Source organism: Streptomyces sp. NPDC036984 (genome assembly GCF_055607665.1).
On sequence record NZ_JBVJRL010000033.1, the window covers coordinates 41,846 to 64,529 of the forward strand.

A 22,684-nucleotide genomic window follows, 5' to 3' on the forward strand; every position below is an offset into this window, starting at 1 on the left:
CCTGGATCCCAAGGACCGCGGACAAGTGGCCTTTCACGGCTTCCTTTTCGAGTGCCTGATGAGCAACCGCGAGCACCCACATGCTCTCGGGCAGCCGGGAAAGACTGCGATGGCCGGCATCAGCGGCTATCTGAACTCCATCTGCCACCAGCCGGCGCACCTGGAGATCCAACCAACACGGCATGCCGCGTCGCCAGCCGCTTTCTGCCCTTCCGCCACGAAGACCACGGCCTATGGGGACTTCCTGGCTTGCGGCCGATCAGCCTCATCTGCCGAGGGGTACGCCTGCTCCACCTGCCCACCGGAGGCCGCCTCGATCTTGTCGACTCCTGCCGCTGGCACGGCACGGACATCATGCGACTGCTCTTCCGGCAGGAGACCGACTGGCGTCAGTGCGACGGACGCTCACCTCTGTGGAGCCAGCCTCACCTCACCGACGAGGAAGCGGCGCACCGCGAATGCTGGACGTTCACCTCCAGCACGCCGCTGCGCAGCGCTCTCCTGATGCGTTCCATGCCGTTGTGGTACCGCTTCGACCTCGTGCCCGCCTGGGTCACAGGCCATACGACCCGCCCTGGTCGGCTCACCTGGGACTCCCACGCCGACACCGATCACAGCAAGGTGGTCGACCTGCTGACCGCTCGGAGGTCCGTAACCCACGAGCCCGGTACCACCAGAAGACCCCCTGCTCTGGGATCCTTGAGGCAGGCGCCCTAGACAACGGCGAGTTCACCCCGGGCGAGCAGCTCCTCGAAGCGAGAGTAGCCGTGCCCCGGCGCGGGGAGGCTAGGCCGCTGGCCGAGCACTACGGCGATCTGGTCCGCCTCGCCCTGATGGAAGCACGCCTCGCGGGCCTGCACACCTAGCAGCTCGTGGCCGCCACCCGCCTGACCCGCTCGTAGGTCGGCCGGGGCATCCGGCACGCCCGCGACGTCGTCGCCGCAGAGAACCTGACCCCGATCACCTGGACCCGCCGGGACGGGTTCATGTTCTCCGACGACCCCGCAGACTGGAGTCGAGTACGACAAGCGGCCGTTCCGGCAGATCCTCGGACGGCTGACCCGGGTGATCACGGGCACGCTCGATCCACACCTGGCCCGCTACCCCGACGACGAATGGGCCCAGCTCGCCACCGCCCAGCTCTCCGAAGAAGTGGCCACGGCGGGAGATCACCGCGGATTTCCCACCGTGGGAGACGGTCTGCGGGTTCTTCTGGAGGTGGAACCAGGCAGGAGTCGTCACCTGCATCCGCGACCAGCTCCGCCGGAGGATCCGTACCGGCAAGGACCGCTGCCCGCACCCGCGTGACGCCCCGGCCTGGTGCCGGCTGGCCCGCGACGTCCCAGCGATCACGCTTGTGGCTGCCTACGCCTTCGCGTCCTGTAGCAGTAGCGAGGACAGCCCCACACTTGCCTACCGCGCAGGCTTCGCGACCGGCCTGGACTACTCCGAGCAGTGGCCGGATCCGACTTCAGTGCCGTCGCAACAGCAGATGAGGGAGATCTGACTGACGTCAGTCGTACCGGCGGCCACTCGCCCGGACGGCGGGCAGGTCTCAGCGGTTTTTCCTGTGGGCGTTGCCGTTCAGCGGCAGACCCAATAGCCCTGGTGCCAGTGGTGGTACTTGTCGTACCAGCCGCTGTGCCACCAGCAGCCCTCGGGAACCGAGACGGTCGTCGTGGTGGGGGCGGCTGCTGCGGCCGTGCCCGCCACTCCGATTGCGGTGCCGCCAACCAGCAGGAAGCCGGCCGCGGCGCAGACGAAGGCGCGCTTGGCGCGATGTGCTCGCATGGCTTTGCTCCTTCTTCCTCGTTCTCGCGCTGTCCCAGCACGAATGGGATGGCCGCAGCCTCACCGCCGAAGCGTGAGGTCCGGCGAAGGCTGATGGCGCCGCTCGAAGAGGGATGCGGCGCTGTCGTCGAGGTCGCTTCGTGAAAGCGAGGGATGCACGTCGCCCGGCAGCAGGCCCACCGGTGTGGGAGCCCGTTGCGGGACGTGTCCTGAACCGCGACCTCATCCTTTTTAGAGAGTAGTTGCCTATCCGCTGACAGGCACCTCGAGCCCACGGCGCGAGCGCCTCTCTTGGTTTCACTCAGGCGTCGCGACCCCCGCGGGATCGTACGCGTGGGGCGCCTCGGTCAGGGCCGGGACGGTGATCCGCCACCTCGCCCGGTGGCGCGACGCGGTGAGCACGCCCCCACCGGCACGTGCCGGCCACGGGTACGGCGCCGGGGCTCCGCGAAGCGTCACGCTCCGCAGTCCCACGCGTTGAAAAGGCGTGAATCTGATTTTTTCGTCGGCAGAGGTCCTGCTCCCGACCGAGTCCGTCCTCAGCCTCCGGCCGTTGCACGTTGCCCAGCCCACCCGTGGCTGGGCCGTGGATGTCACGGCGGCCGACCTCACTCGCCCGGCTCGCCACCCCCGCCGACGCCCCGCGCCGGCTCTGGTCCGGCCGGGGCTACCTCGGAGACACCGAGGCGAACACGGAACTGGCCCGGATGCTCGCCGAGCGGCCCGAGGACTTCGGTGCCGCGGGGCACATCGTGCTCGGCGCGGACGCCGTCGCCGTGCGTCCCGGCGGGCGGCCGTTCGACGACTTGCTGCATGTCATCGGGGCCGAGTGCATCGACGGCATGCAGCGGCTGAGGATCATGGCGGAGCTGCTGGACCAGCTGACGAGCTCGTGCATGGTAGGCAGTGAGACGTCGAGGACGTCGGCGGGGCTCAGTGTTCACATCTGCCGTGCCGACGTCAGGTCCGCGGTCTGCTGATGGGGCAGCAGTCCGGCGATGGCTTGGACAGTGAGCCTCCGCCAACTTGAAGTCGCAGGTCAAAGAGCTGGTGTGACCCGTTCTCTGGATGCTCACGCTGGTCGTGGGCGGGAGTCCGCGAAGAAGATCATCCGTCAGCGGTTGACTTCGAGGTTCGTCAGGACGAGCAGAGCGCGCAGAAGTCGGGTGGCGCGGGCAGGATCGGTGCGGAGCTTGGTGAGGATCCGCCAGTTCTTGAGGTGGGCGAAGCCGTGCTCGACCGGTGCCCGACCGACGGCGAGGACTCGGTTGGCTTCCTTCTCGCCCGGGGTGAGCTTGTGGGTGCGGTTGGCGGTGTAGCCGGTGACGATGACGGGTCGAGAATGTCGTTGTCCAGGCCGCGGAAGCCGAGGTCGGCCAACGCTCCGAGGTCAGCGGCGCGCAGGTGGGCCAGGATGTGGTCGTGGCGGGCGGCGGTGTTGTCGTGGGTGCGGCCGGGCCGGGCGGCGGATATCCGGATCAGGCGGCCCTTCTCGTCGGTCAGGGCGAGGAAGTGCAGGCCATGGCTGCGCCGCTTGCCGGAATAGTTCCGCCGGTCGGCTCTCCCGGTGCGGCGCTGGGTGCGGATGCGGGTGCCGTCGATCAGGACCACCTCCCCGCCCCGCTTGGCAATCTTCTTCAGGGCGCGGTCCAGGCGCGGTGCCTGGGCGGCGAGCAGGCCGATCAGCTCGTCGCGCCAGCGGCGGACGGTGGATTCGGACACGTCGTTCCCGCCGGCCATGTCGGCCAGGCGCTGATCGTGGCGCAGTACGGCCAGGACGATCACCGCGATCTTCCCCGGCGGCAGGATCCGCCACCTGGACCGAATTGCCTTGAGGTGATGTCGTAGCAGATCGGCGAGGTGGTTGACGGTGCGCGTGGACAGCGGCAGACGGCACTGGTAGACAAGCGGGCAGGTGTCCTCGGCGCGTTCTTTGGTATTCGTCACACAATGCCAACGGCCGCCGGGGGCACGCCGGTTACGCCCGGGCCGAGCTGCTCCGAGTGGCGTTGTTTCTGGTCAGAGGCGGGTGGTGAACCGGCCGTCGGGCAGCTTCCGGAGCCAGCCCCGGTCGACGAGTCCGACCAGCTTGCTGCGCAGCGGTTCCAGCTTGGACCGCACGCTGACGTCCACTCCCACTACCTCGCCGACCTCGCGGGCCATGACCGGCCCAGCGGCCTGACGCACGGCGGCGATGATGCGCTGGTAGTCCCACGGAAGCGGGTCCTCCTCCACGCCCGGCTCGCGGTGCGGGATCAGCATCACCGCCCGTCCGCCCACCTGCCTCGGCATCGGCCGGGCTGACGAACGCTCCTCAGCGAGCTGCCCCGTCATCCGTTCAGGGACACGTTCAGCGACGGCGAGTTCGTCCCGCTCGGCCCGCACTTCCGCCAGCTGTTTGGCCAGCTGATCTTCGAGTTCGTCCAGTTCCGCGCGCCGCGCGGTGATCCGTTCCAGCAGCTCGGGATCCAGCATGCACCGGATCGTAGAAGGCTACCGAACTGCTGCGAGCGAGAATCAGCAAGCTGACCATTGGAACGAGAGACAGCGGTCTTCCAGCTGACCAGGATCACCCGTTGCGGCCCTTTACTCCCGAAGCTGCCGCGAAGTGACAAGTAGCTGTCCGTGGCCGATCTGATGTCCTGTTGTCCCGGTTTCCTGTGTTCTGCTCCGAGCTCTGTTGTGCTCGCGTCACCGTGGTCGCGCTGTGGGTGATCGAGGCGAGGAGCTGGGCGTGCGTCGGGATTGGGAACCGGAGGACCTGATCGAGGTCTGGACGCTGCTGGAGGAGGACCAGGATCGGCTCCGGAACAAGCCGGGGGCGAACCGGCTGGGCTTCGCCCTGCTGCTGAAGTTCTTCGAGGTGGAGGCGCGTTTCACGGAGGATGCCGCGGAGGTCCCGGCGGCCGCGGTGTCGTACGTGGCCCAGCAGGTGAAGGTACCGGCTGAGGAGTGGGGCGTCTACGACTGGTCCGGGCGGGCGATCAAGCGGCATCGGATGGAGATCCGCGCGGCGTTCGGGTTCCGCGAGTGCACGCAGGAGGACCAGGTCCAGCTCGCGCAGTGGTTGGCAGCGAAGCTGTGCCCGGTGGAGTTGAACCGGGACCGGCTGGCCGAGGCGGTGGTAGCCCGGTGCCGCAAGGACCGCCTGGAGCCGCCAGCGCCGGCGAGGGTGACGCGTCTGGTCGCCTCGGCGGGGAACCCTTTCGAGGAGAGGTTCTGTGCGACGACGGTGGAGCGGTTGTCCGCGGCTTCCCGGTCCCGGCTGGACGACCTGGTGGCCGAGCACGACTCGGATGAGGGCGGCGTGGGCGGGGGCCGGACGTTCTTCACCGAGCTGAAGGCGGACCCCGGCGCGCTGGGCCTGGACAGTCTGCTGACCGAGGTGAACAAGCTGCAGAGCGTGCGGCAGTTGGAGCTGCCGCCGGAGCTGTTCGGGGAGTTCTCGGAGAAGCTGGTGTCGGCGTGGCGGGCGCGGGCGGCGAAGGAGTATCCGTCCGACCTGGTGGCCGCGCCAGCTTTGGTGCGGTACACGCCGCTTGCGGCCCTGTGCCACGTGCGCGAGACCGAGATCACCGACTCGCTGGTGGACCTGTTCATCCAGCTGGTGCAGAAGATCAATACGCGGGCTGAGAAGAAGGTCGCCGAGTTTCATCATGCGGCGGGACGCGCTCACCGTGGTGGTCTCCGATCGTACGGGAAACGGTGGGACGGGTGGGGCGGCCCGGCGGGCAGGTGGGCCGCCGAACTCACGACGAGACGTCAGGCGAGGACCCGGACCGGGTCGCCGTCGAGGTAGGCCTGGATGTCCTCCACGGCCTGGCCGTAGTAGCGCTCGTAGTTGGCGCGGGACACATAGCCCAGGTGCGGGGTGGCGAGGAGCCGCGGCGCGGTGCGCACCGGGTGGTCGGCGGGCAGCGGTTCGACGTCGAAGACGTCGACGCCCGCGCCGGCGATGCGGCCTTCGCGCAGCGTGGCGAGCAGCGCGTCCTGGTCGACGATCGCAGCCCGGGAGGTGTTGACCAGGTACGCCGTCGGCTTGAGCAGGGCGAGCTCGGCGGCCCCGATCAGGCCGCGGGTGCGCTCGCTCAGCGCGAGGTGCACGGACACGAAGTCACTGCTCGCGAGGAGTTCCTCCTTGGAGGGGGCGAGACGTACGCCCACCTCGTCGGCGCGCTCCTTGGTGAGGTTCTGACTCCAGGCGGTGACGTCCATGCCGAAGGCGAGTCCCACCTGGGCCGCCCGGCTGCCGATCTTGCCCAGGCCGAGCAGTCCGAGCGTGCGGCCGGCCAGGTCGGCACCAACGGTGGACTGCCAGGGACCGCCCTCGCGCAGGGCGTTGTTCTCCTGGACGATGCCGCGGGCGAGACCGAGGAGCAGGGCCCAGGTGAGTTCGAGCGGCGGGGTGGAGGAGCTCTGGGTGCCGCACACGGTGACGCCGTTGGCCTTCGCCGCCGCGTAGTCGATCACTGAGTTGCGCATGCCGGAGGCGATCAGCAGCTTCAGGCGGGGCAGCCGGTCCAGCAGGGTGGCCGGAAACGGCACCCGCTCGCGCAAGGTGACCACGCAGTCGAAGTCGGCGAGGGCCGCAGCCAGGTCGTCCTCGCTGGTGAAGTGCTCCGTGAAGGAGACGACCTCCACGCGGTCACCGAGGGCCGACCAGTCGGCGGACGTGGTCGCCACGTTCTGGAAGTCGTCGAGTACGGCGCAGCGGAACTGCATGTCATTCCTCCCAGGGAATCACGCTGTCGGGACAGAGCCGGGCGCCCAGTCCGGGGTCGCCCGGCAGCACGATCCTGCCCCGGTCGATCACTGCCCCGGTGAACGGGTCGTCCTTGAGACCGAGATGACCGTCGAGATCGAGCCAATCGGCCAACGGGGCCAGCTGGACCATGGCGGTCACGCCGAGCGCGCTCTCGGTCTTGCAGCCGAGCATCACGCCGAGGCCGGCCCGCCGGGCCACGGTGATCATGTCCAGGGCGGCGCGCAGTCCGCCGCACTTGGTCAGCTTGATGTTCACCGCCGACACCCGGCCACGCAGCGACAGCACGTCCTCGGGTAGGACGCAGTCCTCGTCGGCGACGACGGGTACCGGCGTGTGCCGGTGCACATGGGCCAGCCCCTCCAGGTCCCCGCGGGCCACGGGCTGGTCGAACAGTTCGACGCCCTGCTCGGCCAGCTCGCGAGCCACCCTCACCGCGCGCCGCGGGTTCCAGGAGCCGTTGCCGTCGACCCAGATCCGGCCGCCGTAGACCGAGCGGAGCAGGCCCGCGCGGCTGCCGTCGTCGTCCGGCGTCAGCTTCAGTTTGAGGACCGGCCAGTCGGCCAGCTGCCGTGCGCTGCACAGCAGTTCGGCCTCGTCACCCGCGCCCAGGGAGAGCGCGGTCGCGGCGAGGGGAAGCCCGGCTAGGCCCAGCAACCGATGCAGAGGCACGCCCGCGGCCTTGCCGAGCAGGTCGTGCAGGGCCATGTCGACGGCCGCGGTCACGGCAGGCCGGACTCCGGCGTCCCGCAGCGCGTCCAGGACACGGCGCAGGTCGTACGGCCCGGCGCCGGCGAGCAGGCGCGCGCAGTCCGCCAGTTCCGCGGCGTCGGCGGCGAGCGCGGTGCTGTAACCCGTCAGGCCCTGCCAGTCCAGGCGGAGGACGGCCTGCCGGACGTGCGTGGTGACACCGCGATTGCTGACGAACGGCTCCTCCAGGGCGATGCGGATCGGACGCTGCGCGATGCGGGTCCCGGTCCCGGCCAGGGTGTCCGTCATGCCATGACCTCCTCGAACGCCGCCACCACCGCGGATGCCTGTCGAAAGGTCAGCTCGCGGAAACCGTCGGGTTCGACCAGGGTCGCCAGCTGTCGCCGGGCCCCATCGTGCGGGGCACCGCTGCCGTCCCGGAACCGGTCGACCAGGTACGGCGACAGGACATCACGCTGCTCGGCCAGCCGGGCCAGCGCCGTCTCGTACGCCTGCTCGGCGGGCACGCACAGGACGGCCTTGAACAGGTCCGCGAGCTGCTACGCGTCCCGGGGCGAGGTGTCGGGCGGAGCATGAAGACCGGAGCGGGCAGCAGGACGAAGCACAGCGGATCCGCCTCGGCGAAGTCCCGCACGAGCGGGCCCACGAGACCCCGCAGGGCACGGGCGGTGGACTTGCGGCCGAAGTAGCCGGCCCGGCGCGGCGGGCAACCCGCCATCGCCCGCGCCCCCAGCGCAGATGAACCCGCCGCTGTCGCTGCGAGCAGTGCAGGAGGACCGATGGCCACAGGTAGCACAGCGGATCGAGCAGGTGGTCACCGGGCCGGTCACCAAGACCGTGCCGTTCGGCGTCTTCGTCCGCATCGAAGACCGGCTGGACGGTTTCGAGGGGCTCGTGCACACCAGCGAGCTGGATCAATCGCCCGAGGGCGTCGTCGAGGTCGGCGACGCCCTCACCGTGAAGATCATCGATGTCGATCTCACGCGCCGTCGCATTGCCCTGTCACAGAGGCAGGGCCCACCGGTGACGACGTGGATGCGCTGCTACTGGGACGAGGAAGTCACCTGGTTCTACTTCGAGGTCGGTGCCGAAGGCTGGGTGACCCGGCAGGTCGAACTTCAAGGTTCTGAGCCGATCCCGATCGTGGCTGCCTCCCTGGACGAATGGCAGCGCGCCCAGCAGGCAGGCGGTCTGGCCGAGCACGAGAGGAAGTTCGGGGTTACCGCCAGCCTCCCGGTGTCCCAGTGGGAGGGCCACGAACCCGATCAGCTGACCTCGCACGAATTCGAGGAAGTCTGGGATGCCGCCCGACGGGAGATCGCAGCCCGCTGACCCTAAGCTCGGGGAGTTACCCTGTCGGCCCTATGGAACAGCCGCCCGAGAGTGTCGATCGCGACATCGTGAACCACCGGATCATCCACGCTCTCAAGGCGATCCGTAAGGCACGCGTCTGCACACTCCACGAGGCGCTGGACGTCTTCGCCGAACGCTACGAAGAGCTCCGCCGGGATCGCCCGGACGACTTCGCGGTGTCACGCGAGGACTACGGCCAGGGCTTCTACTCCTAACCCAGCAGTGCAGTGCACCACAAGGTGAATGCAGGAAGCTGTGACAACAGGTCGTCAGTTCGGCTACCGCGAGTTACTTGTCACTTCGCGGCAGCTTCGGGAGTGCAGGGCCGTTGCCGCTGAACTCAGAGCACACGCTGGTGGCGAAGCTCAGTAAGCGTGATCTCGTCGTAGGGGTCGTCCTGAGTAGCACCGTCGGCTTGATAGCCAGACCGCTCGTAAAAACGCCGGCCTCGCTGGTTGTCAGAGAGAACCCACAAGGCCGACACTTCGAAGCCCTGACTCTTCATCTGCGCGTGGGCCTCCTCCAGGAGCCTCCGGCCGATGCCCTGGCCGATCAGATCCGGCGAGACGTACAGGGCGTAAATCTCACCGACCGGTCCCGGACCAGGCACTTCACCTCGCCACGGCCCGAAGCAGATCCACCCCACAAGGCCACGGTCACCGAGCGCCACAAGATCTCGTGACTGTCGTCCGGGTTGAGAAACCCACTGCCGCCGCTGACTGGCATCACCCTCCACCGTCATGGCATCCAAATACGTCTGGGGAACGATGCCGGCGTACGCCGCCTGCGTCCCCGGACTCGGATCGTCGAAACGGCCTCGACGTCGGCCGCATCCATCTCCCGCACGTGCACCATCGCGCCACCGTAATCGCACAGGTGCCTCAGGACGAATTCCTTCACCCCGCCGTCGGTGCCTCCTCCAACGAGAGCAACTCCTGACGAACGATCTACTGCGCAGACAGTCGCTCATGAGCTGCGTGAGTCCCCCGAGCACGAGGCACACCAGCCCTTTGACCTGCGGCTTCAAGTTGGCGGAGGCTCACTGCGGGCCACCGGGCGTAGGGCGCCGGTCGCGTCGTACCGGCCCTGCAGCAGGCTCTGCGGATGTGCAAGCGTTCCGGTGATCGCGCCGATGACCGCTTCGGTGGTGTCCCGGCGGCGGACCTTGTACCTTCTCTGCACTTGTCCGACCAGCGGCTCGTACATGGATCAGTTGCGCTCAGCCGACAGTGGGGAAATCCAAGATCAACGGGGGCGGTCCGTGATCGGGCGCGTCAGCTTGCTCGGTGCGGAGGAAGAGAGTGGGGTCAATGCCTTCGATCCCGCCGAACCACTGCTCTCCTCCTGCCGTTTACGGCGCATGAGGAGATCCTTCCCCAGCTCTGGCAAGCAAGTCAGCCGTTTTGCGCGGTACCGCTGGACTGGAGCTGCTGCGAAGGCGCCCCGGATGGCACTGGCGTTCGGGTCGCTGCCCTTGCCGACGCCACCGCTGCGCGTCGTTCGGGCAGCCCGGGTTGTGGATGTTGATCCAGAAGCCGCCATGCAATGGCGACCCGGCCCGGATCATGTCCGGTCCCGTGCGGCCAAGCGGCCCGAGAGCGGCGGAGTACGCGGCGGTCAGCCCTGTGGCGTCGGCGAGATCCGCCGGCAACCGTGCCCCGGCATGCCCGACGACCCCCGAACCATCGGCTCTCACACAGACCTTGGGACGCAACCCGATAGCCTGCACGTAGAAGTGCCCTCCGCCTGGACCGACAGAACCCCTCAGCAAGGTTCATCGTCCCAGGTCAGGAAGGAACTTCACTTTCGCGCTTCCGCCCCAACGCCAGCCGTACCCGAGCGAAACGGCGAGGCACTAGGCATGAAGGTCAGCAAGAATCCGCCGGGCAAGCGTCGGCGACGAGTCTGAAGAGGAGCCGGCACATGGCCGAAGCCGCGAAGGGAATACCGCGCCACTTGGTGCCCGTCTCCCTGCCCGACGAGGTAAGCGAGGCTGTCGCCGAACTGGGTCTTGGCCGGGCCATCGCGTACGCCCGCGGTGGCGGCCGCCCCAAACGCAGACGGCTGACCCTGTATGCCTTCGACGACGGCGCGGTCTTCACCGACCGCCGCGACCGTGTCGTCGCCGCGCCCTACTGGGAAGACGTGCACTCGCTGCTGTTCGACGTGCATGTTCGCATCGACCCTCAGTTGGACATCGGCAGTGTCCGCCACCAGTTCGGCCGTTTCTTGACGTTCGGCATCGACGGCAGTGCTGCTCTCAGCCTGGAACTGTGGGACGCACCCGACCGCACGCTGGCCTCCGACTACGCCGTACACGGCATGCGCGAGGATCTACGGCATGAGTTTGCGCCCTTCGTCAGCGCGGTACGAGACAAAGTCGCCGCCGCCCAGATGGCCCGCCTGTGCCGGCAGATCGCGGAGGGTGCCGAGGCCCGGTTCGGGCCCTTCACGGTTTCGCGCAACGGGTTGCGCGGCGACGGCGAACTCGTGCCGTGGTCCGCCAAGCCGCTCATCTTCTACGGCTACCAGTGGAACGATACGCCGCCCAAGGGCAACCGCGGCCTGGTGACTGTGCGCTGCGGCCCCGCGGACGGAGGTCCGCTCAGCCACGGCCCGGAACTGATGACAGCCTGGTCTGCCCAGGTGCCGAATCTGCGCACACTGGAACGGCTGTGCGACGGGATGCAGGCCGACCCGCCTCTCATGCCGAGCGAGCGGTGACCCAGGGATGCGATCTACGACACCGCAGGCCACCGCCCGAACAACTCGCACTTCCTGGAGCACGGGGATGAATTGAGGGCTGTCCGCAGCCTGCCCGGCGGTCAGGACGAACGCGAGCGGGGGCCTCGCGGGCCGAGCTGAATGCAGCCCCTCTCGACCGATCGATGCGATCAACGGTGGCGGCACCCGCCGCTCGTGGAGCGCCGGGGTATGAGGCGGCTGCTCATGGTCATGAACAAAGCCAGCGGGTCCATCTCGGTGGGGGGCGGGACGCGTTCGAGGTAATCAGCGGTGTCCGTGTCGTCCGACTCACGGACGGCGGTCGGGAACGAGGGCTCAGCCATGCGGGCGACCCTGGATGAGGGAACTGACAGGTCGTGTCACGAACTTGGGTCTTGGGCCACCGCTGGCGCCGCGTCTCGCCGCGGCGACGACTTGAGGGGCAGCCGTCGGCGAGGGTCGGAACACAACCGGGTGGCTTTGTTCACGCCAATGCGTGAACGAAGCCACCCCAGGTTGCAGCTGGGGCAGCGACGAAACCGGTATCGGCCTCTGCTGCATGGTTGCCGGGCACGAGCGTTCCACAGCCACGACTGTGACCACCGTGGGCTGGCAGGGGCGGTTTCAGGACACCACGGGAGCGTTGTCCGTGACCTCGCTCAGCCGGACCGTGCACAGCCCGCGGAGCTCGTGCTTTACCTCCGTCACCTTCAGCTGGGTACCCGGGGTAAGGATGTATTCCTCCTCGCCGGTGAAGGCGGAGAAGCTCTTGATCCCGACCGCCCGGGCAGGCGTCACCTCGAAGAGGGTCCGCTTGCCGCGACTGCCCAAGAACGCCCTGGCCACCTTCAGCTCGGAGGTACACGAGGAGACGCCCCACCAGGTCACCGTCCGGCCCACCGGGTACTGCGCCCGAAGGTCCAGCGACACCCCGCGCCACAACGGCTGCGTGTAGGCCGGCAGCTGCGAGACCGCCGAGAACAGCAGCCGCAGGTACGGCAGGTAGGGCGTGACCCTGGTGCGGTCAGGGGAGCGCAGAACCCTGTTGATCTCGCGGTAGAAGGCTGACTCACAGGTGTAGAGGTGGAGCGCGGCGATCGCGTCGGCGGACAGCCCGTCGCCGGCCGCCTGGTCGGCACGCAGCTTGCCGAAGTCGTGGGAGCGCTGGATGTGCCCGGCGAGCCCGGACAGTGCCGCGGATACCGGGGCGACGGCGTCCTGGAAGTCCATCACCGGGGTGTCGAAGACACCGGTGATCGCGGGCAGAACCAGGCCCTCGTCCTTGACGCTGGTGAGGCGCTCCAGGTACAGCTGGTGCAAATTCATGGTCGACTCGATGAAAGCGCCCATGCGCGCCGAGACACCCCCGTCCGCACCGCCCACGCCGGCCGCCGACACGTTCCACCCCTTGCTCGGCAGCCAGTCGATGGGGTCGGCGCCCAGCGAGGTCAAGGCGTCGTTGACCTGGGCGAAGTGGTCGCCCTCGCAGAAGATGTCGCCCTGTGCCGCCGGGTTCGCGTGGTCGAGGTGGCGGACCTCGACGTCCGGGTACTTCTGCTGGAGCCGCAGGACGACCCGCTTAAGGCTGCGGGCGTGCGCCCCCCACCACGCGAACACGACCCCGCGGTCCTCCTCGGTCGCGTCCTGCTTGGCCTTGAGGATCTCCTCGACGATCCGCTCGGCGACCGGCCGCCAGAACGCCGTGTGCTGGTCCGCACCCATCGCCCCGTCGCCGCTCGCGGTCAGCGACGCGTTCAGCAGGAGCACGCCCTGCGTCAGCATCGCCTGGAACCACTCCGGCGGCTGGACCGTGTCCCGCTCCTTCAGCAGCGCCCGCACGTCGGCGATCGGGGTCTTCTTGGCGATGCCGTACTTCCACATCGCCGCCGCCTTGATGAGACACCGGATGCTGACGACCCGGCCGAACTGGCTGTCCTTCCAGTCGCTGAAGGTGTTGTCGAACATGGCTATGCCGGTGGCGCTCTCCGGCCGCGGGTACGGGTTCTGACCGAAGACCACGACCTTCCACTTGTGCGGCGGGTTCGGCTTGAGCGCCTGGAACGTCAGCTCGCGGACTGGGACCACCTCGTGGCTGCGGTCCTTCCCGATGAACCGTGCGGCGTCCGGTTGTGCCTCGATGACCGGCTTCAGCAGCGGGAGCCAGGCCTCCCCGCCGCCGTCGAAGAGCTCGGTCAGGGCGAGGGGATCGTTCGCATCGGGATGGGGCTGCAGCGGCTGGCCCGGAGCCGGGGCGCCGGTCGTCGATCCAGTCATGGCGGAGGCGCTTTCACTCGTCGTGGCAGAAGGAGAGCAGGGGGCCGCGGAGGGAGCGGGAGCGGCAGTTTCGGGTGCCGGCGCGGGGGCGACGGGCGTGACGGCCGCCGGCGGCACGATGCGCACCCGCCGGTCGACGGGCGCTTTCTCGATCCCCTGAAGCTGGGAGATGATCGTGGACCGCAGCTCGTCGTCGTCCTCGAACCAGTGGTCGTGGAAGAGCGTGTAGCCGGTCCACATCAGATTGGCGCACACCCGGGCCGGCACCTGGCCGGTCTGCGCTCCCATCCCGACCAGCGCCACGGACCGGATACTGCCCGGCTTCTTCCGGTTCTGCCGGTGAACGGCCTGGAAAGCGGCCGCGCAGGCCAGCGCCACATTCAGCGTGGCGCTCACGTTCTGCGAGGACCGCACCATCGTCGGCGTCGATATCAGGTACCGGGGGACGGTTGCGCCGGACGGGACGCAGACCGCGCTGCCCACCGGCATGGGACCGGCGAACCGGTCGCGGATCGCCCGCTGAACGCGCACCTGGATGCCGGACCCAAGGTACCGCTTGATGACGGCGTCGACCCCGCCGTCCATCCGCCCCCGGGAGTTCGTGGGGGTGACCCAGGCGTCGACGTCCTCGTCGAGGATCGAGCCCTTGCGGATCTCGATGCCGGGGGTGTCGGCGAACGCGGCGCGCCACGCCTCCACCACACGCTCGTTGAGGTCCGTCAGCACCACCCTGAGCGCGGGCAGCACACTGTTCTCGGTCATCGTCCACTCCTGTCGTGCAACAGCGGTTCCAAGACCCCGAACGTATCGCCCACCACTGACAACACAGCCCCGACGAAGAACCGGTGACCTGCCGTCATGCTGCGCAGTTGTCGCAGGCACCGGCAGCTGGAGCCGCGGCACGTCACTCCCCGCACGGGCCGGGCCCCCGCCGCCGGCGCGGTCGCGCGGCGGGGGCGCCGCGTGCGGGCGCGCCCCCTCTCAGCCGAAGGTAGGCCGATCGCCGCCCGGGATCAGGCGTGCGTGCCGACCCCGGGGCAGGACAGCAACCACTCGTCTACTCAGGCGGTGAGACTCGGTCAGAATGTCGCGCATGGAGCGAGGCGGACGCGAACTCCTGAAGCGTCGCTGAATTCGTTTTGCGGCGCGCCGGGTGGAAATAGTTTCTTCCATTCTGGCGGTAACAGAAGGCCGGGCCCTGCTGACTTTCAGCAGGGCCCCGAGTCGTTTGACGGCAACGGTGACGGCAACGTCAGCGGACGACGGCTGCGGTGGGCGGGTCGTCGTTGCCGTCGTCGGCCCGGCTGAGGGCGTTGCCGAGGGTGTTGATGGCCTGGCACTGGAGGCGGAGCGTCAGAGCCGAGGGAGGGGAACGACCGGGCGCCGAGTCGGTCGTGGCCATGAGGCAGGAGCGATGTCCTGACATCGTGCGACTCATTTCGTACAGGTCCCTCGAAAAGTCATGGGGCGGGTGGTGGAAAGACGACGGGCGACCTGCCGGCGCGCTGCCTTCGTCCCATGACCCATTACGTCGCACCAGCAGCACCAAGGGCACGTCACGAGAACGCGTACCTTGACAAGTGACTGGTGACATCGTCCGGCCGGTCAGGTAGGCCGGAGGCACTGTTGTCGTCCCAGCGGTCGTCGCGCCGCATGCAGCCGAGCACGGAGCGGGAGTGAGAGGCCCGGCCTGCCTGGTCGCGACGGACAGTGCACGCTGACCTGCCTGGCCCGCCGAGGTGACCAGGCGGACAGCAGGCGCCCGCGCAGACTGATGGAGCCGGGGGGTACGCGCCCGTGGTGGTGTTCTTGGGCTGGTGGTGTACGGTCTCGCCGCCCCGTGTCATGATGCAGCGCCCTGAACAGCAGGTTTCGGAATCCCGTGGCACTTTCTCCGGGAAGCGCTGGAAGATGGCGACGTGCAGCTCCCCTACGTCTATCACGTCACCAAGTACGACCCTGCCGATCGTGACGATCATGGTTACTGCACTGACGTAGAGGACACCGTGAGCGATCACGGCGAGACCGAGGCGGCCTGTCCTCAGGCGGTCAAGGCGTTCGCCGCGGAGACCGGCATCGACCGGCTGTCTGTCCGTGAGCCGGGGGTTTCGTCGCTCGCTCATTTCGGCGTCGAGGGGCCTTTGGACGGCTGTGGCCTCGACAGCATCCTTCCGCGCGGTCTTGCCGACTTCCACGACGGAGCGGAGGTGCCGCTGGACATCGGGTTGGAGCTGGTGCGGCTCATGCTGCGGGACAGTGGTGCCTGGTGCCTGGTGCCTGGTGCCGGCTGGAGGTGGAGGGGGCATTCGCTGTGCACGTCGGGTGGGACCAGTACCTCTACGTCGGCAGCAGCCGACCCTTTCATGGCACTCGCCCGCACCCGCGACCTCGGTCTGTTCCCAGCACGCATGGACGCATCCCCATACGACTTCGAGCCCGAGGAACAACGCGTCCAGCGACCGGGCGACGACGACTTCTGGGCCGACGTGCACAGAGCGGTTGCCCGCGGCCGCGCCGGACTCCTGGAAGAGAGATACGTCGAAAACGCCTCGCGATGGCACCACCTCACCAGCGACACAATCGACACGGTCCGCGCCGGGCTCGCCCCCGCGCCCGTCTGGCCGTGTGGCCGGACCTGTGCTCCGACATCGGCACAGTTCTCGGCGCCCTCCCCACCGAGGGCCTCGTCGAGGGCGTCTGGCGGGACAAGGAAGGTCGAATCCACAGCGCTGTCGCTGAGGAAGGCGAGTTCCCGGAGCTGGCTGCCCGAATATCCGATGCCGACGCTGCGACTCTTCTGTCCGTGTACGCCGATGACCGCGTCCCTCTACTCTCCGCCGTCATGCCCGACAGCGACGGAGTCGTGCGTGCCCGCTGGCAGGCGGAGCAATCCCTCAACGATGTGGCCCAGGAGTGCCGGCATTCGCGCGGATGACACTGTGGTCCGCAGAGGCACTGTCCCGAAGGCAGCGCACGCTCACCGTCGCATCGTCATCAAGAGCGGCCTGTGACCCGTAGGCCGTCGGGTCTGCTCCGCTCCAAAGGTGTAGGGTCTCGCCGCTCGTTTCCTAGCGCGACGCTGCGACCTGCGGTTCCACGCGGTGTCTCACGCCGTGTCCGGCTGGCTAGTCTCACGGGCGAGGCTCGGAGCGGGCCCGGCTGCCTGGGGGCTGGCCGTAGTCGTGGGCGAGAGCAGGGCGAAGAAGGCGGCGGCGATGGCAGCCGTGCGGGCTTCAACTCATAAAGGGCGCCTTTTGTAGATCACCGAGTGGTGGTGGTCTACGAAACTGCGCTGTGAGGTCGGCACGCCCGGAATGGGCGCGTCTCACTCCTGCGGCGGTAAGTCGCATCGTCGTCCGCGCCTACGACAAGGCCCCCGGTGCCCGGCCCAAGGGAATCGGCCCAGGGGCTGCGGTGCTGGGAGGACATCGCCCCAGTTTCCGACGTGGCGGTCATCTGTCGGCTCAAGAAGATCGCCGGCTCCCCAAGCCCTTCGGCACCCCGGCGACGACCGCCGCGTGAGCGTTCATCGATCCGCCGAGCCGGTGAGGACGACCGCCGGGGCCGTGTACCGGCGCGGGCCGGTACACGGCGCCTGCGGCGTTGAGCGAGGCCACGTGCACGTGGCCGGGCGGGCGGCCGACGTCGTAACTGTTATCAAACCGCTGAGCCCGCAGCCTCGCTCAGTCCGAGGCGAGCACGTCACGTCTCGGAACTCGTCAGCTCCTTCTTGCCAATGGCCGCAGGCATAATCGCCGCGCACCGCATCCGCTCCCCACGCCGGTGAACACGGGCGACTTGCCGCTGGGATTGCTTCTCACCATTCCCGGCAACGCGGTGGTGATCGTCGTGCCGTTCGTCCAGACCCTCAACGGCCCCGAAACCTCGGGCCTGCGCGTCGCCGACGTCACCACCGCAGGATTCAAGATCTGCATGAACGAACTCGTGGGCGGCGGCAACGCAGTCTCCGACGGGCTGCACACCCCCGAGACCGTCGGCTGGATCGCCATCACCGCCTGGGCTCCGGCCCATCCCTCGGTGTTCACGAGGCCGGCAGCACCCGTGGCCTGGGCTCCTGAAGTCTTGGGCAGGCGCCGCGCGTGCGTCTTCCTGCCCGAGAGAGGACGATGGAGGGGGGACGTGCAGCTGGGCGGTGCAAGGAAGGGGATGGCGGTAGTGGATCTTGTACTGCGCCCGGGCACCGCGGACGATGCCGCAGCATGCGGCAGGATTTGTTTCGAGGCCTTCGCCGGGCTCGCCCGTGAGCATGCGTTTCCTCCCGATATACCCAGTCCCGAGGTGGGTACCGCGCTGATCGAGGCGTTCCTGACCCACCCAGGGTTCTACAGCGTCGTCGCCGAGCTCGACGGACGGATTGTGGGGAGCAACTTTCTCGACGAGCGCTCGCCCGTCGTCGGGGTCGGGCCCCTCACCATCGATCCCGCTGCACAGAACCGGGGCGTGGGCCGCCGGCTGATGCGCGACGTGCTGGATCGGTCCGCCCAGCGCAGAGTGCCGGGAATCCGGCTGCTGCAAAGCGGGTACCACACCCGATCGTTCTCGCTGTACACAAGCCTGGGGTTCGTGTTCAGGGAGACGCTGGCATGCATGCAGGGACCGGCAATCTTGCACACAGTTCCTGGGCATGCGGTTCGGGAGGCCACGGATGCGGACCTCGCCGTCTGTAACGAAGTGTGCCGTCGGGTACACGGCGCCGACCGTGGTGGCGAGGTCACCGACGCGCTCAAACAAGGCACGGCCCGTGTCGTCGAGCGCGAGGGGCGCGTCACCGGTTACGCCACGGATCTGGCGTTCTTCGCGCACGCGGTGGCCGAGACCACCCCGGACCTGCAGGCCCTCATCGCCTCGGCTCCTGCCTTCGGCGGCCCCGGCATCCTGGTGCCCGCCAGCAACAGCCAGCTGGTGGAGTGGGGCCTTGTACACGGCCTCAAAGTGGTGCAGCTGATGAGCTTGATGACCATCGGCCTCTACAACGAGCCCGCCGGGGCGTACCTGCCATCGATCCTCTACTGAGGACGCTTCGGGTGGCGACCGGGGGGACGGCTGTCCAATCCCGTGAACCTCTGAACCTTGCGGGGTGGAGAGCTGATGAGGTGGCTGTGTGCACGTGGCCGGCTGCGCGGTGCGTGGCTTGCCGCGGGTGCTGACGAACCGCCCGGGCGGCCCCCACTCTCCTCTATCGGGCCGATCCACCCAGAGAAAGCGGGAGACCGCCGTGCCCTTACTTGTGGGTCTTGCGATGGCCTGCTGCGCAGGGGCCGATCAGGTCACCGGCGCAGACCAGCGCGGATGGGTCGGGCTCGGTGATGGGGGGGGAGGTACGTCGGTCGACATCGCTGAGGTTCTCCTGCAAGACGGCGTGACCGTCGCCCTCACCCGCAGGGTAACCACCGCATGGCGCACAAGTTCGATACGGGTCCACCCGAAGAGGATGACGCCAAGGCCGCTCGGGACATGACCTGCCAACAGGCCGGCCCCGTGGGCGGGCCGGTTTTTTCTCGTCCGGGATCAGTCGGAGGACCCTCGCACCGGGTCTGCGCTGGCCGTTCCGAGGACGCGTCGCGGGCCCGGCGGCGCGGAGGGAGTGGCTCCGAAGACTCCGCGGGCGCGCAACTCGCTGAGGTCCGCAGACGGACGCCGGGCAGTGCATCGAGAAGGTCGGCCTGTTGACAGGTTGCCGACCTCGTCACTGGCCGCTCCTACGACGGCCGGTCCGGTGACCGCCGCAGATGTGCCCGCTACCGGCTCCACGGCTACGGACTGAAGCGCGAGGGGCCGCGCCGGGCGAAGCGCGGCTGAAGCCGCTCGAACGCCAGCCGGTCGTAGGGGCCGGCCGCCGCGTCCAGGACATCGCCGCAGCGATCGGCGAGGACGTCTCGGACACGTCGAAGGGACGGCGGGTGGAGACCACTCGGTCCCGGCTGAAGCGGCTGGTGAAGGAGGGCCGGGTAGTGGAGGGGCCGACGGCCTGGTTCGCGATCGCTCCGACCGCTGCCGGTGATCAGCGACAGGAGGACGCTCGGTAGTGAACCGGGGCCGCGAGCGTGCGGCAGGTGAGGTGGCACCGCCGAGGGACTACCAATCGACTCGGCGGTGCCGGGTGCGTGAGCGCCCGTCTGGCAGGTGGCTCCCGCGTTTTCGAGGGTAGTAGAGGCTCTCTCCCCTCGATGCGCGGAGCCGCGAACTTCGTCATGCCCGGTCGCTGTTGGCGTCTTGGGGCGTGGATCGAGGCTCAATGCGTTCTTTTGACCCCGAACCCGGCATCGGTGATCACGGTGAACGCCACCTCATCCAGTTCTGGCCCGCACCTGCGACTGCACCCGTCCACCCCGTTCTCAGCGAGGAAGACCGCCAGGTGCGTGCCGAGTACGCTGCGGACCGGTCCGAGTTCTTTGTGGAATACACCATCGAGCTTCCTCTGCAGGATTGAGCCTCACCACCGCGACGACGAGCCGAGCATCCGGCCGATGGCGGAAAGCACCATCAGTCACCCGGTAGGCCGCTGACGTCGCGACAGGTAGCGTTGTGCTTCGGTCAGCCCTCCGAGCCGGGCACGAAGGGCGAGACGTCAGGAGGGGAGAGGACGGGGCGGGGTCAGTGCCAAGGGGCGGGGTGCCGCCCCCGGCCGGAGGCGTTGCGGGCGACAACGACTCGAACTTCCATGACCAGTTCAGGCCGTACGAGAGTGACCTGCAGAGTCTTGCGGGTGCCCTATCCGGCTGAGGATGTCCATCCGGTCCAGGGGTGGTCGTATCCGGCACCGTGCAGCCGGTCGCCGGCGGCCCTTTGAAGGACCTGCCGGGCCTCGACCGCCGTTAGTGCCTGTCCTGAGCTTGCTCTTTAACCTGCCGGAAGGTGCGAGGTCGGCTCGGGGAAAACCACCGGTGGTGACACCGACACCGGCGCCGGCAGGGAGCCCACGAGACGGCGTCGGTGCCGTCCGGCCCGGACCCACACCCCCGTGGTGTCTCCGCACCGGGTCACCCCTGAACTTTTCTCGGCACTGTGCCGGGTGGCCTGTGGTGGTCTGGTCGTTCTGGTGGTATCCGCTGGTGGCTTGCCGCCGGGGGTCTGCAGCCCCCCCGGCAGTGTGAGCCGTCGGTCAGCTCAGCCGTGCGTCGGCGTAGACGGCCATCGCGTCGCGCTGGTAGACGGCCAGTCCGTCGGTGATCCTGTCGAAGTTCGTACGGAACTGAGGGTCGTCGACGTAGGTCTGGCCCAGTCCCTTGTACGCGGCCGCGCACGGGGTCCAGAACCGGCACACGCCCTGGTAGTGGGCGTCCACCTCGGCCTGCACCGCGGGATCGGCGACGGGTGTGCCGGCCACCATGAACTCAGCCATGCGGATCATCTGCGCCGTCACCTCGCGCTGCCACTGTTCCATATCCTCGGCGTTCATCCCCGCGATGGCTCGCTGGGACTGCTCCCACTGCTCCGGCCACCGCTCTCGCGCCTCCGCCTCGTGGCGGCCGGGCTCGAATCCCTCGAACAGGTTCTCCGGCCTGTTGATCTTTGCCATGTCGCTGTTGTCCTTGCCTTCCTCCAGTTCGGCGATGGTGCGGCCGACCGTGCGGGCGAGCGTCTCCAACCGGTCGCGCTCCGCAAGCAGTCGTCGGTGGTGCTCGCGGAGCGCGGCCAGCTGATCGACCTGGCTGTCCAGGACCCCCTGGATCTCGCGCAGCCCCAGGCCCAGCTCCCGCATCAGCAGGATCTGCTGCAGCCGCAGCAGATCGGCCTCCTCGTAGTAGCGGTGCCCGTTGCTCCCGATCCACGCCGGCGGCAGCAGACCGATCTCGTCGTAATGCCGCAGTGTCCGGGACGTCACCCCGGACATCCGGGCCACATCCGCGATCGACCAGGCCATTGCCCCGCCTCCCATCACCGGGCCGGTCTCTCCGGCCACACCGAAGACGGTAGAAGTTGACGCAGCGGAAGCCGCAAGCCGGCCGGCACCGGACCGCGGAACCAACGACTCCGAACTGTGCTACGAACGTGATCACTCGTGCGGGGATTCCTCGGGCGTGAACACGGCCTCCGCTTGATCATGTCCTCCGACCAAGGTGCAGGTGATCACGACGAAGGCCGTGAGGGTGGGTCTGCTGCCTGATGCAGTTGCAGGGGAAGCGTCATGTGACGCTCTCGTTTTCTGCTTCTTCTTGCCTGACACGAACAACTGCCTGCCGCCCCGGCCGGCGACAGGTCGGCGGACCTTGATCTCGGTGGCGTCCAGCCGCAGCTCGACGCCCTCGGCGTGGGCATAGGCGAACACGTCCTCCAGCGTCCGAAGCCGCAGGCCGCGCTTGTCGGGTACGGCAAAGCCCCGCTGGGCCAGCAGCCAGGCGCATCTCACCGACGGCTCGGGTCACGGTCGAGCGATCGACACCGAACAACACGTCCAGGACCGCGTGCGGCAGATCGTGTCGCAGGTGGATCAGCGTGACCACCAGCCGGTCCACGAACACCAGGCGGTACCGAGCACCCGCACCCGGCGCTCGTCTCCGCGCCCCACCACGCACGAGCCCCCGCCGGCCCTCCGCCGCAGCTGCCCACGGCCGGGCCAACTCCTCAACGACGCCAGATGTGCCATCGAGATGCCCGTGAACAACGGATGCGCCAACACCGCCCGATCGACCATGCCCCTCACCACGAGAGCATGCCCACCCGCTATCACGCACCAACTCGTAAGCACATCCCCGACCTGGGCAAGCTGGCGATGCCGGGGAATCTGCGGGCGTAACACGCCGAGGTCGCCGCCCACTGGGGGATCATTGACCTCCTTGTCTTCCTGAAGTCGTCCGACTTCGTCTGCGACTTCAGGAATGCGTTCACCCCTGCCGCGATCAGGGAAGTCACGCCGCGGGAGGTCATCCGCAAGCACTGCTGGTTCTGTATGCACTCGGCACGAACGTCGGGATCCGGCGGCCGTCGGCGGCGAGCGAGTCCGCTTATCCACGCACAGGTTGGGAAGTATGCGGTTTTAGCCATCCGTCAACATTCATGGGTCTACGCTGCGTCATGCCGTGGCGCTCAGGGGCGGGATGAGGGGGG

21 protein-coding genes and 4 pseudogenes are annotated in these 22,684 nt (G+C 68.4%); 10 read left to right on the top strand and 15 right to left on the bottom strand.

Annotation, left to right across the window (positions count from 1 at the left end):
- Positions 1–249 precede the first annotated feature (249 nt).
- Positions 250–717: a hypothetical protein gene (locus ACZ7DL_RS36495; protein WP_470781013.1), complete on the top strand. Its 468-nt coding sequence runs from the start codon at positions 250–252 to the stop codon at positions 715–717.
- On the opposite strand, the gene ACZ7DL_RS36500 is transcribed toward ACZ7DL_RS36495, so the two are convergent.
- Both ACZ7DL_RS36500 and ACZ7DL_RS36505 read right to left on the bottom strand, forming a co-directional pair.
- Complete coding sequence (locus ACZ7DL_RS36500; protein WP_470781014.1) at positions 714–923, bottom strand: hypothetical protein; 210 nt, start codon at positions 921–923, stop codon at positions 714–716. The genes ACZ7DL_RS36495 and ACZ7DL_RS36500 overlap by 4 nt on opposite strands.
- A gap of 661 nt (positions 924–1,584) precedes the next feature.
- Positions 1,585–1,791, bottom strand: coding sequence for a hypothetical protein (locus ACZ7DL_RS36505; protein WP_470781016.1), 207 nt, complete (start codon positions 1,789–1,791; stop codon positions 1,585–1,587).
- Between the two features lie 590 nt (positions 1,792–2,381).
- Here ACZ7DL_RS36505 and ACZ7DL_RS36510 point away from each other — a divergent pair.
- On the top strand, positions 2,382–2,771 hold the full coding sequence (locus ACZ7DL_RS36510; RefSeq protein WP_470781017.1) for a hypothetical protein: 390 nt from the start codon (positions 2,382–2,384) through the stop codon (positions 2,769–2,771).
- A gap of 134 nt (positions 2,772–2,905) precedes the next feature.
- Here ACZ7DL_RS36510 and ACZ7DL_RS36515 read toward each other — a convergent pair whose 3' ends face one another.
- The 3 genes and pseudogenes from ACZ7DL_RS36515 to ACZ7DL_RS36525 all read right to left on the bottom strand — a co-directional run bounded on the left by ACZ7DL_RS36515 (position 2,906) and on the right by ACZ7DL_RS36525 (position 4,266).
- Positions 2,906–3,121: a transposase family protein gene (locus tag ACZ7DL_RS36515; RefSeq protein WP_470781053.1), complete on the bottom strand. Its 216-nt coding sequence runs from the start codon at positions 3,119–3,121 to the stop codon at positions 2,906–2,908.
- A gap of 80 nt (positions 3,122–3,201) precedes the next feature.
- Positions 3,202–3,531: pseudogene (locus ACZ7DL_RS36520) on the bottom strand (transposase family protein); the annotation flags it as partial.
- 279 nt (positions 3,532–3,810) lie between these two features.
- A complete protein-coding gene (locus ACZ7DL_RS36525) occupies positions 3,811–4,266 on the bottom strand; it encodes a hypothetical protein (protein ID WP_470781019.1) in 456 nt (151 codons plus the stop codon).
- A gap of 259 nt (positions 4,267–4,525) precedes the next feature.
- Here ACZ7DL_RS36525 and ACZ7DL_RS36530 point away from each other — a divergent pair, with 259 nt between their 5' ends.
- Positions 4,526–5,590 (top strand): DUF4158 domain-containing protein, encoded by a 1,065-nt coding sequence (locus ACZ7DL_RS36530; protein ID WP_470781021.1) that lies wholly within the window; start codon positions 4,526–4,528, stop codon positions 5,588–5,590.
- Here the strand turns inward: ACZ7DL_RS36530 and ACZ7DL_RS36535 are convergent.
- From ACZ7DL_RS36535 to ACZ7DL_RS36550, 4 genes and pseudogenes are all read right to left on the bottom strand, one after another.
- Positions 5,554–6,513, bottom strand: a complete 960-nt coding sequence (locus tag ACZ7DL_RS36535) for a D-2-hydroxyacid dehydrogenase family protein (RefSeq protein WP_470781023.1) — start codon at positions 6,511–6,513, stop codon at positions 5,554–5,556. The two genes, ACZ7DL_RS36530 and ACZ7DL_RS36535, sit on opposite strands and share 37 nt — an antisense overlap.
- Position 6,514: 1 nt before the next feature.
- The gene (locus ACZ7DL_RS36540) at positions 6,515–7,552 is read right to left on the bottom strand and encodes a mandelate racemase/muconate lactonizing enzyme family protein (RefSeq protein ID WP_470781024.1); all 1,038 of its coding nucleotides are present in this window, start codon (positions 7,550–7,552) and stop codon (positions 6,515–6,517) included.
- Positions 7,549–7,791 (bottom strand): DUF6025 family protein, encoded by a 243-nt coding sequence (locus tag ACZ7DL_RS36545; protein ID WP_470781054.1) that lies wholly within the window; start codon positions 7,789–7,791, stop codon positions 7,549–7,551. The genes ACZ7DL_RS36540 and ACZ7DL_RS36545 overlap by 4 nt, the downstream gene beginning before the upstream one ends.
- Before the next feature lie 38 nt (positions 7,792–7,829).
- Positions 7,830–8,060: pseudogene (locus ACZ7DL_RS36550) on the bottom strand (DUF6025 family protein); the annotation flags it as partial.
- Here ACZ7DL_RS36550 and ACZ7DL_RS36555 point away from each other — a divergent pair.
- The 3 genes and pseudogenes from ACZ7DL_RS36555 to ACZ7DL_RS36565 form a co-directional block, all read left to right on the top strand.
- Positions 8,003–8,257: pseudogene (locus tag ACZ7DL_RS36555) on the top strand (S1 RNA-binding domain-containing protein); the annotation flags it as partial. The pseudogenes ACZ7DL_RS36550 and ACZ7DL_RS36555 overlap by 58 nt on opposite strands.
- A 42-nt stretch (positions 8,258–8,299) precedes the next feature.
- A complete protein-coding gene (locus tag ACZ7DL_RS36560; protein WP_470781055.1) occupies positions 8,300–8,596 on the top strand; it encodes a hypothetical protein in 297 nt (98 codons plus the stop codon).
- A 32-nt stretch (positions 8,597–8,628) separates the two neighbouring features.
- Entirely contained in the window at positions 8,629–8,832 is a 204-nt protein-coding gene (locus ACZ7DL_RS36565; protein WP_470781026.1) for a hypothetical protein, read from the top strand.
- Positions 8,833–8,957: 125 nt separating this feature from the next.
- Here ACZ7DL_RS36565 and ACZ7DL_RS36570 read toward each other — a convergent pair whose 3' ends face one another.
- Positions 8,958–9,359 (bottom strand): GNAT family N-acetyltransferase, encoded by a 402-nt coding sequence (locus ACZ7DL_RS36570; RefSeq protein WP_470781028.1) that lies wholly within the window; start codon positions 9,357–9,359, stop codon positions 8,958–8,960.
- 1,181 nt (positions 9,360–10,540) lie between these two features.
- On the opposite strand from ACZ7DL_RS36570, the gene ACZ7DL_RS36575 reads away from it, so the two are divergent.
- The gene (locus tag ACZ7DL_RS36575) at positions 10,541–11,341 is read left to right on the top strand and encodes a hypothetical protein (RefSeq protein WP_470781059.1); all 801 of its coding nucleotides are present in this window, start codon (positions 10,541–10,543) and stop codon (positions 11,339–11,341) included.
- Between the two features lie 170 nt (positions 11,342–11,511).
- Here the strand turns inward: ACZ7DL_RS36575 and ACZ7DL_RS36580 are convergent, their stop codons facing one another.
- From ACZ7DL_RS36580 to ACZ7DL_RS36590, 3 genes are all read right to left on the bottom strand, one after another.
- Positions 11,512–11,685: a hypothetical protein gene (locus ACZ7DL_RS36580; RefSeq protein ID WP_470781029.1), complete on the bottom strand. Its 174-nt coding sequence runs from the start codon at positions 11,683–11,685 to the stop codon at positions 11,512–11,514.
- A gap of 280 nt (positions 11,686–11,965) precedes the next feature.
- Positions 11,966–14,377, bottom strand: a complete 2,412-nt coding sequence (locus ACZ7DL_RS36585) for an ADP-ribosyltransferase domain-containing protein (RefSeq protein ID WP_470781030.1) — start codon at positions 14,375–14,377, stop codon at positions 11,966–11,968.
- A gap of 490 nt (positions 14,378–14,867) precedes the next feature.
- On the bottom strand, positions 14,868–15,041 hold the full coding sequence (locus ACZ7DL_RS36590) for an integrase (protein WP_470781032.1): 174 nt from the start codon (positions 15,039–15,041) through the stop codon (positions 14,868–14,870).
- Between the two features lie 493 nt (positions 15,042–15,534).
- Here ACZ7DL_RS36590 and ACZ7DL_RS36595 point away from each other — a divergent pair, with 493 nt between their 5' ends.
- The 3 genes from ACZ7DL_RS36595 (at position 15,535) to ACZ7DL_RS36605 (ending at position 20,066) form a co-directional block, all read left to right on the top strand.
- Complete coding sequence (locus ACZ7DL_RS36595; protein WP_470781034.1) at positions 15,535–16,626, top strand: hypothetical protein; 1,092 nt, start codon at positions 15,535–15,537, stop codon at positions 16,624–16,626.
- 772 nt (positions 16,627–17,398) lie between these two features.
- The gene (locus ACZ7DL_RS36600; protein WP_470781036.1) at positions 17,399–18,649 is read left to right on the top strand and encodes a GNAT family N-acetyltransferase; all 1,251 of its coding nucleotides are present in this window, start codon (positions 17,399–17,401) and stop codon (positions 18,647–18,649) included.
- Positions 18,650–19,871: 1,222 nt separating this feature from the next.
- Complete coding sequence (locus ACZ7DL_RS36605; protein WP_470781037.1) at positions 19,872–20,066, top strand: hypothetical protein; 195 nt, start codon at positions 19,872–19,874, stop codon at positions 20,064–20,066.
- A 672-nt stretch (positions 20,067–20,738) separates the two neighbouring features.
- Here ACZ7DL_RS36605 and ACZ7DL_RS36610 read toward each other — a convergent pair.
- Complete coding sequence (locus ACZ7DL_RS36610; RefSeq protein WP_470781057.1) at positions 20,739–21,500, bottom strand: MerR family transcriptional regulator; 762 nt, start codon at positions 21,498–21,500, stop codon at positions 20,739–20,741.
- 276 nt (positions 21,501–21,776) lie between these two features.
- Positions 21,777–22,271: pseudogene (locus ACZ7DL_RS36615) on the bottom strand (helix-turn-helix domain-containing protein); the annotation flags it as partial.
- Between the last annotated feature and the right edge of the window lie 413 nt (positions 22,272–22,684).

Excerpts from the sequence above, each read along its gene's own strand:
- ACZ7DL_RS36505 (WP_470781016.1), bottom strand. The coding sequence starts at position 1,791 with ATGCGAGCACATCGCGCCAAGCGCGCCTTCGTCTGCGCCGCGGCCGGC.
- ACZ7DL_RS36510 (WP_470781017.1), top strand. The coding sequence starts at position 2,382 with ATGTCACGGCGGCCGACCTCACTCGCCCGGCTCGCCACCCCCGCCGAC.
- ACZ7DL_RS36525 (WP_470781019.1), bottom strand. The coding sequence starts at position 4,266 with ATGCTGGATCCCGAGCTGCTGGAACGGATCACCGCGCGGCGCGCGGAA.
- ACZ7DL_RS36535 (WP_470781023.1), bottom strand. The coding sequence starts at position 6,513 with ATGCAGTTCCGCTGCGCCGTACTCGACGACTTCCAGAACGTGGCGACC.
- ACZ7DL_RS36540 (WP_470781024.1), bottom strand. The coding sequence starts at position 7,552 with ATGACGGACACCCTGGCCGGGACCGGGACCCGCATCGCGCAGCGTCCG.
- ACZ7DL_RS36560 (WP_470781055.1), top strand. The coding sequence starts at position 8,300 with ATGCGCTGCTACTGGGACGAGGAAGTCACCTGGTTCTACTTCGAGGTC.
- ACZ7DL_RS36565 (WP_470781026.1), top strand. The coding sequence starts at position 8,629 with ATGGAACAGCCGCCCGAGAGTGTCGATCGCGACATCGTGAACCACCGG.
- ACZ7DL_RS36570 (WP_470781028.1), bottom strand. The coding sequence starts at position 9,359 with ATGACGGTGGAGGGTGATGCCAGTCAGCGGCGGCAGTGGGTTTCTCAA.
- ACZ7DL_RS36575 (WP_470781059.1), top strand. The coding sequence starts at position 10,541 with ATGGCCGAAGCCGCGAAGGGAATACCGCGCCACTTGGTGCCCGTCTCC.
- ACZ7DL_RS36580 (WP_470781029.1), bottom strand. The coding sequence starts at position 11,685 with ATGGCTGAGCCCTCGTTCCCGACCGCCGTCCGTGAGTCGGACGACACG.
- ACZ7DL_RS36585 (WP_470781030.1), bottom strand. The coding sequence starts at position 14,377 with ATGACCGAGAACAGTGTGCTGCCCGCGCTCAGGGTGGTGCTGACGGAC.
- ACZ7DL_RS36590 (WP_470781032.1), bottom strand. The coding sequence starts at position 15,041 with ATGTCAGGACATCGCTCCTGCCTCATGGCCACGACCGACTCGGCGCCC.
- ACZ7DL_RS36605 (WP_470781037.1), top strand. The coding sequence starts at position 19,872 with ATGCGTTCTTTTGACCCCGAACCCGGCATCGGTGATCACGGTGAACGC.
- ACZ7DL_RS36610 (WP_470781057.1), bottom strand. The coding sequence starts at position 21,500 with ATGGCCTGGTCGATCGCGGATGTGGCCCGGATGTCCGGGGTGACGTCC.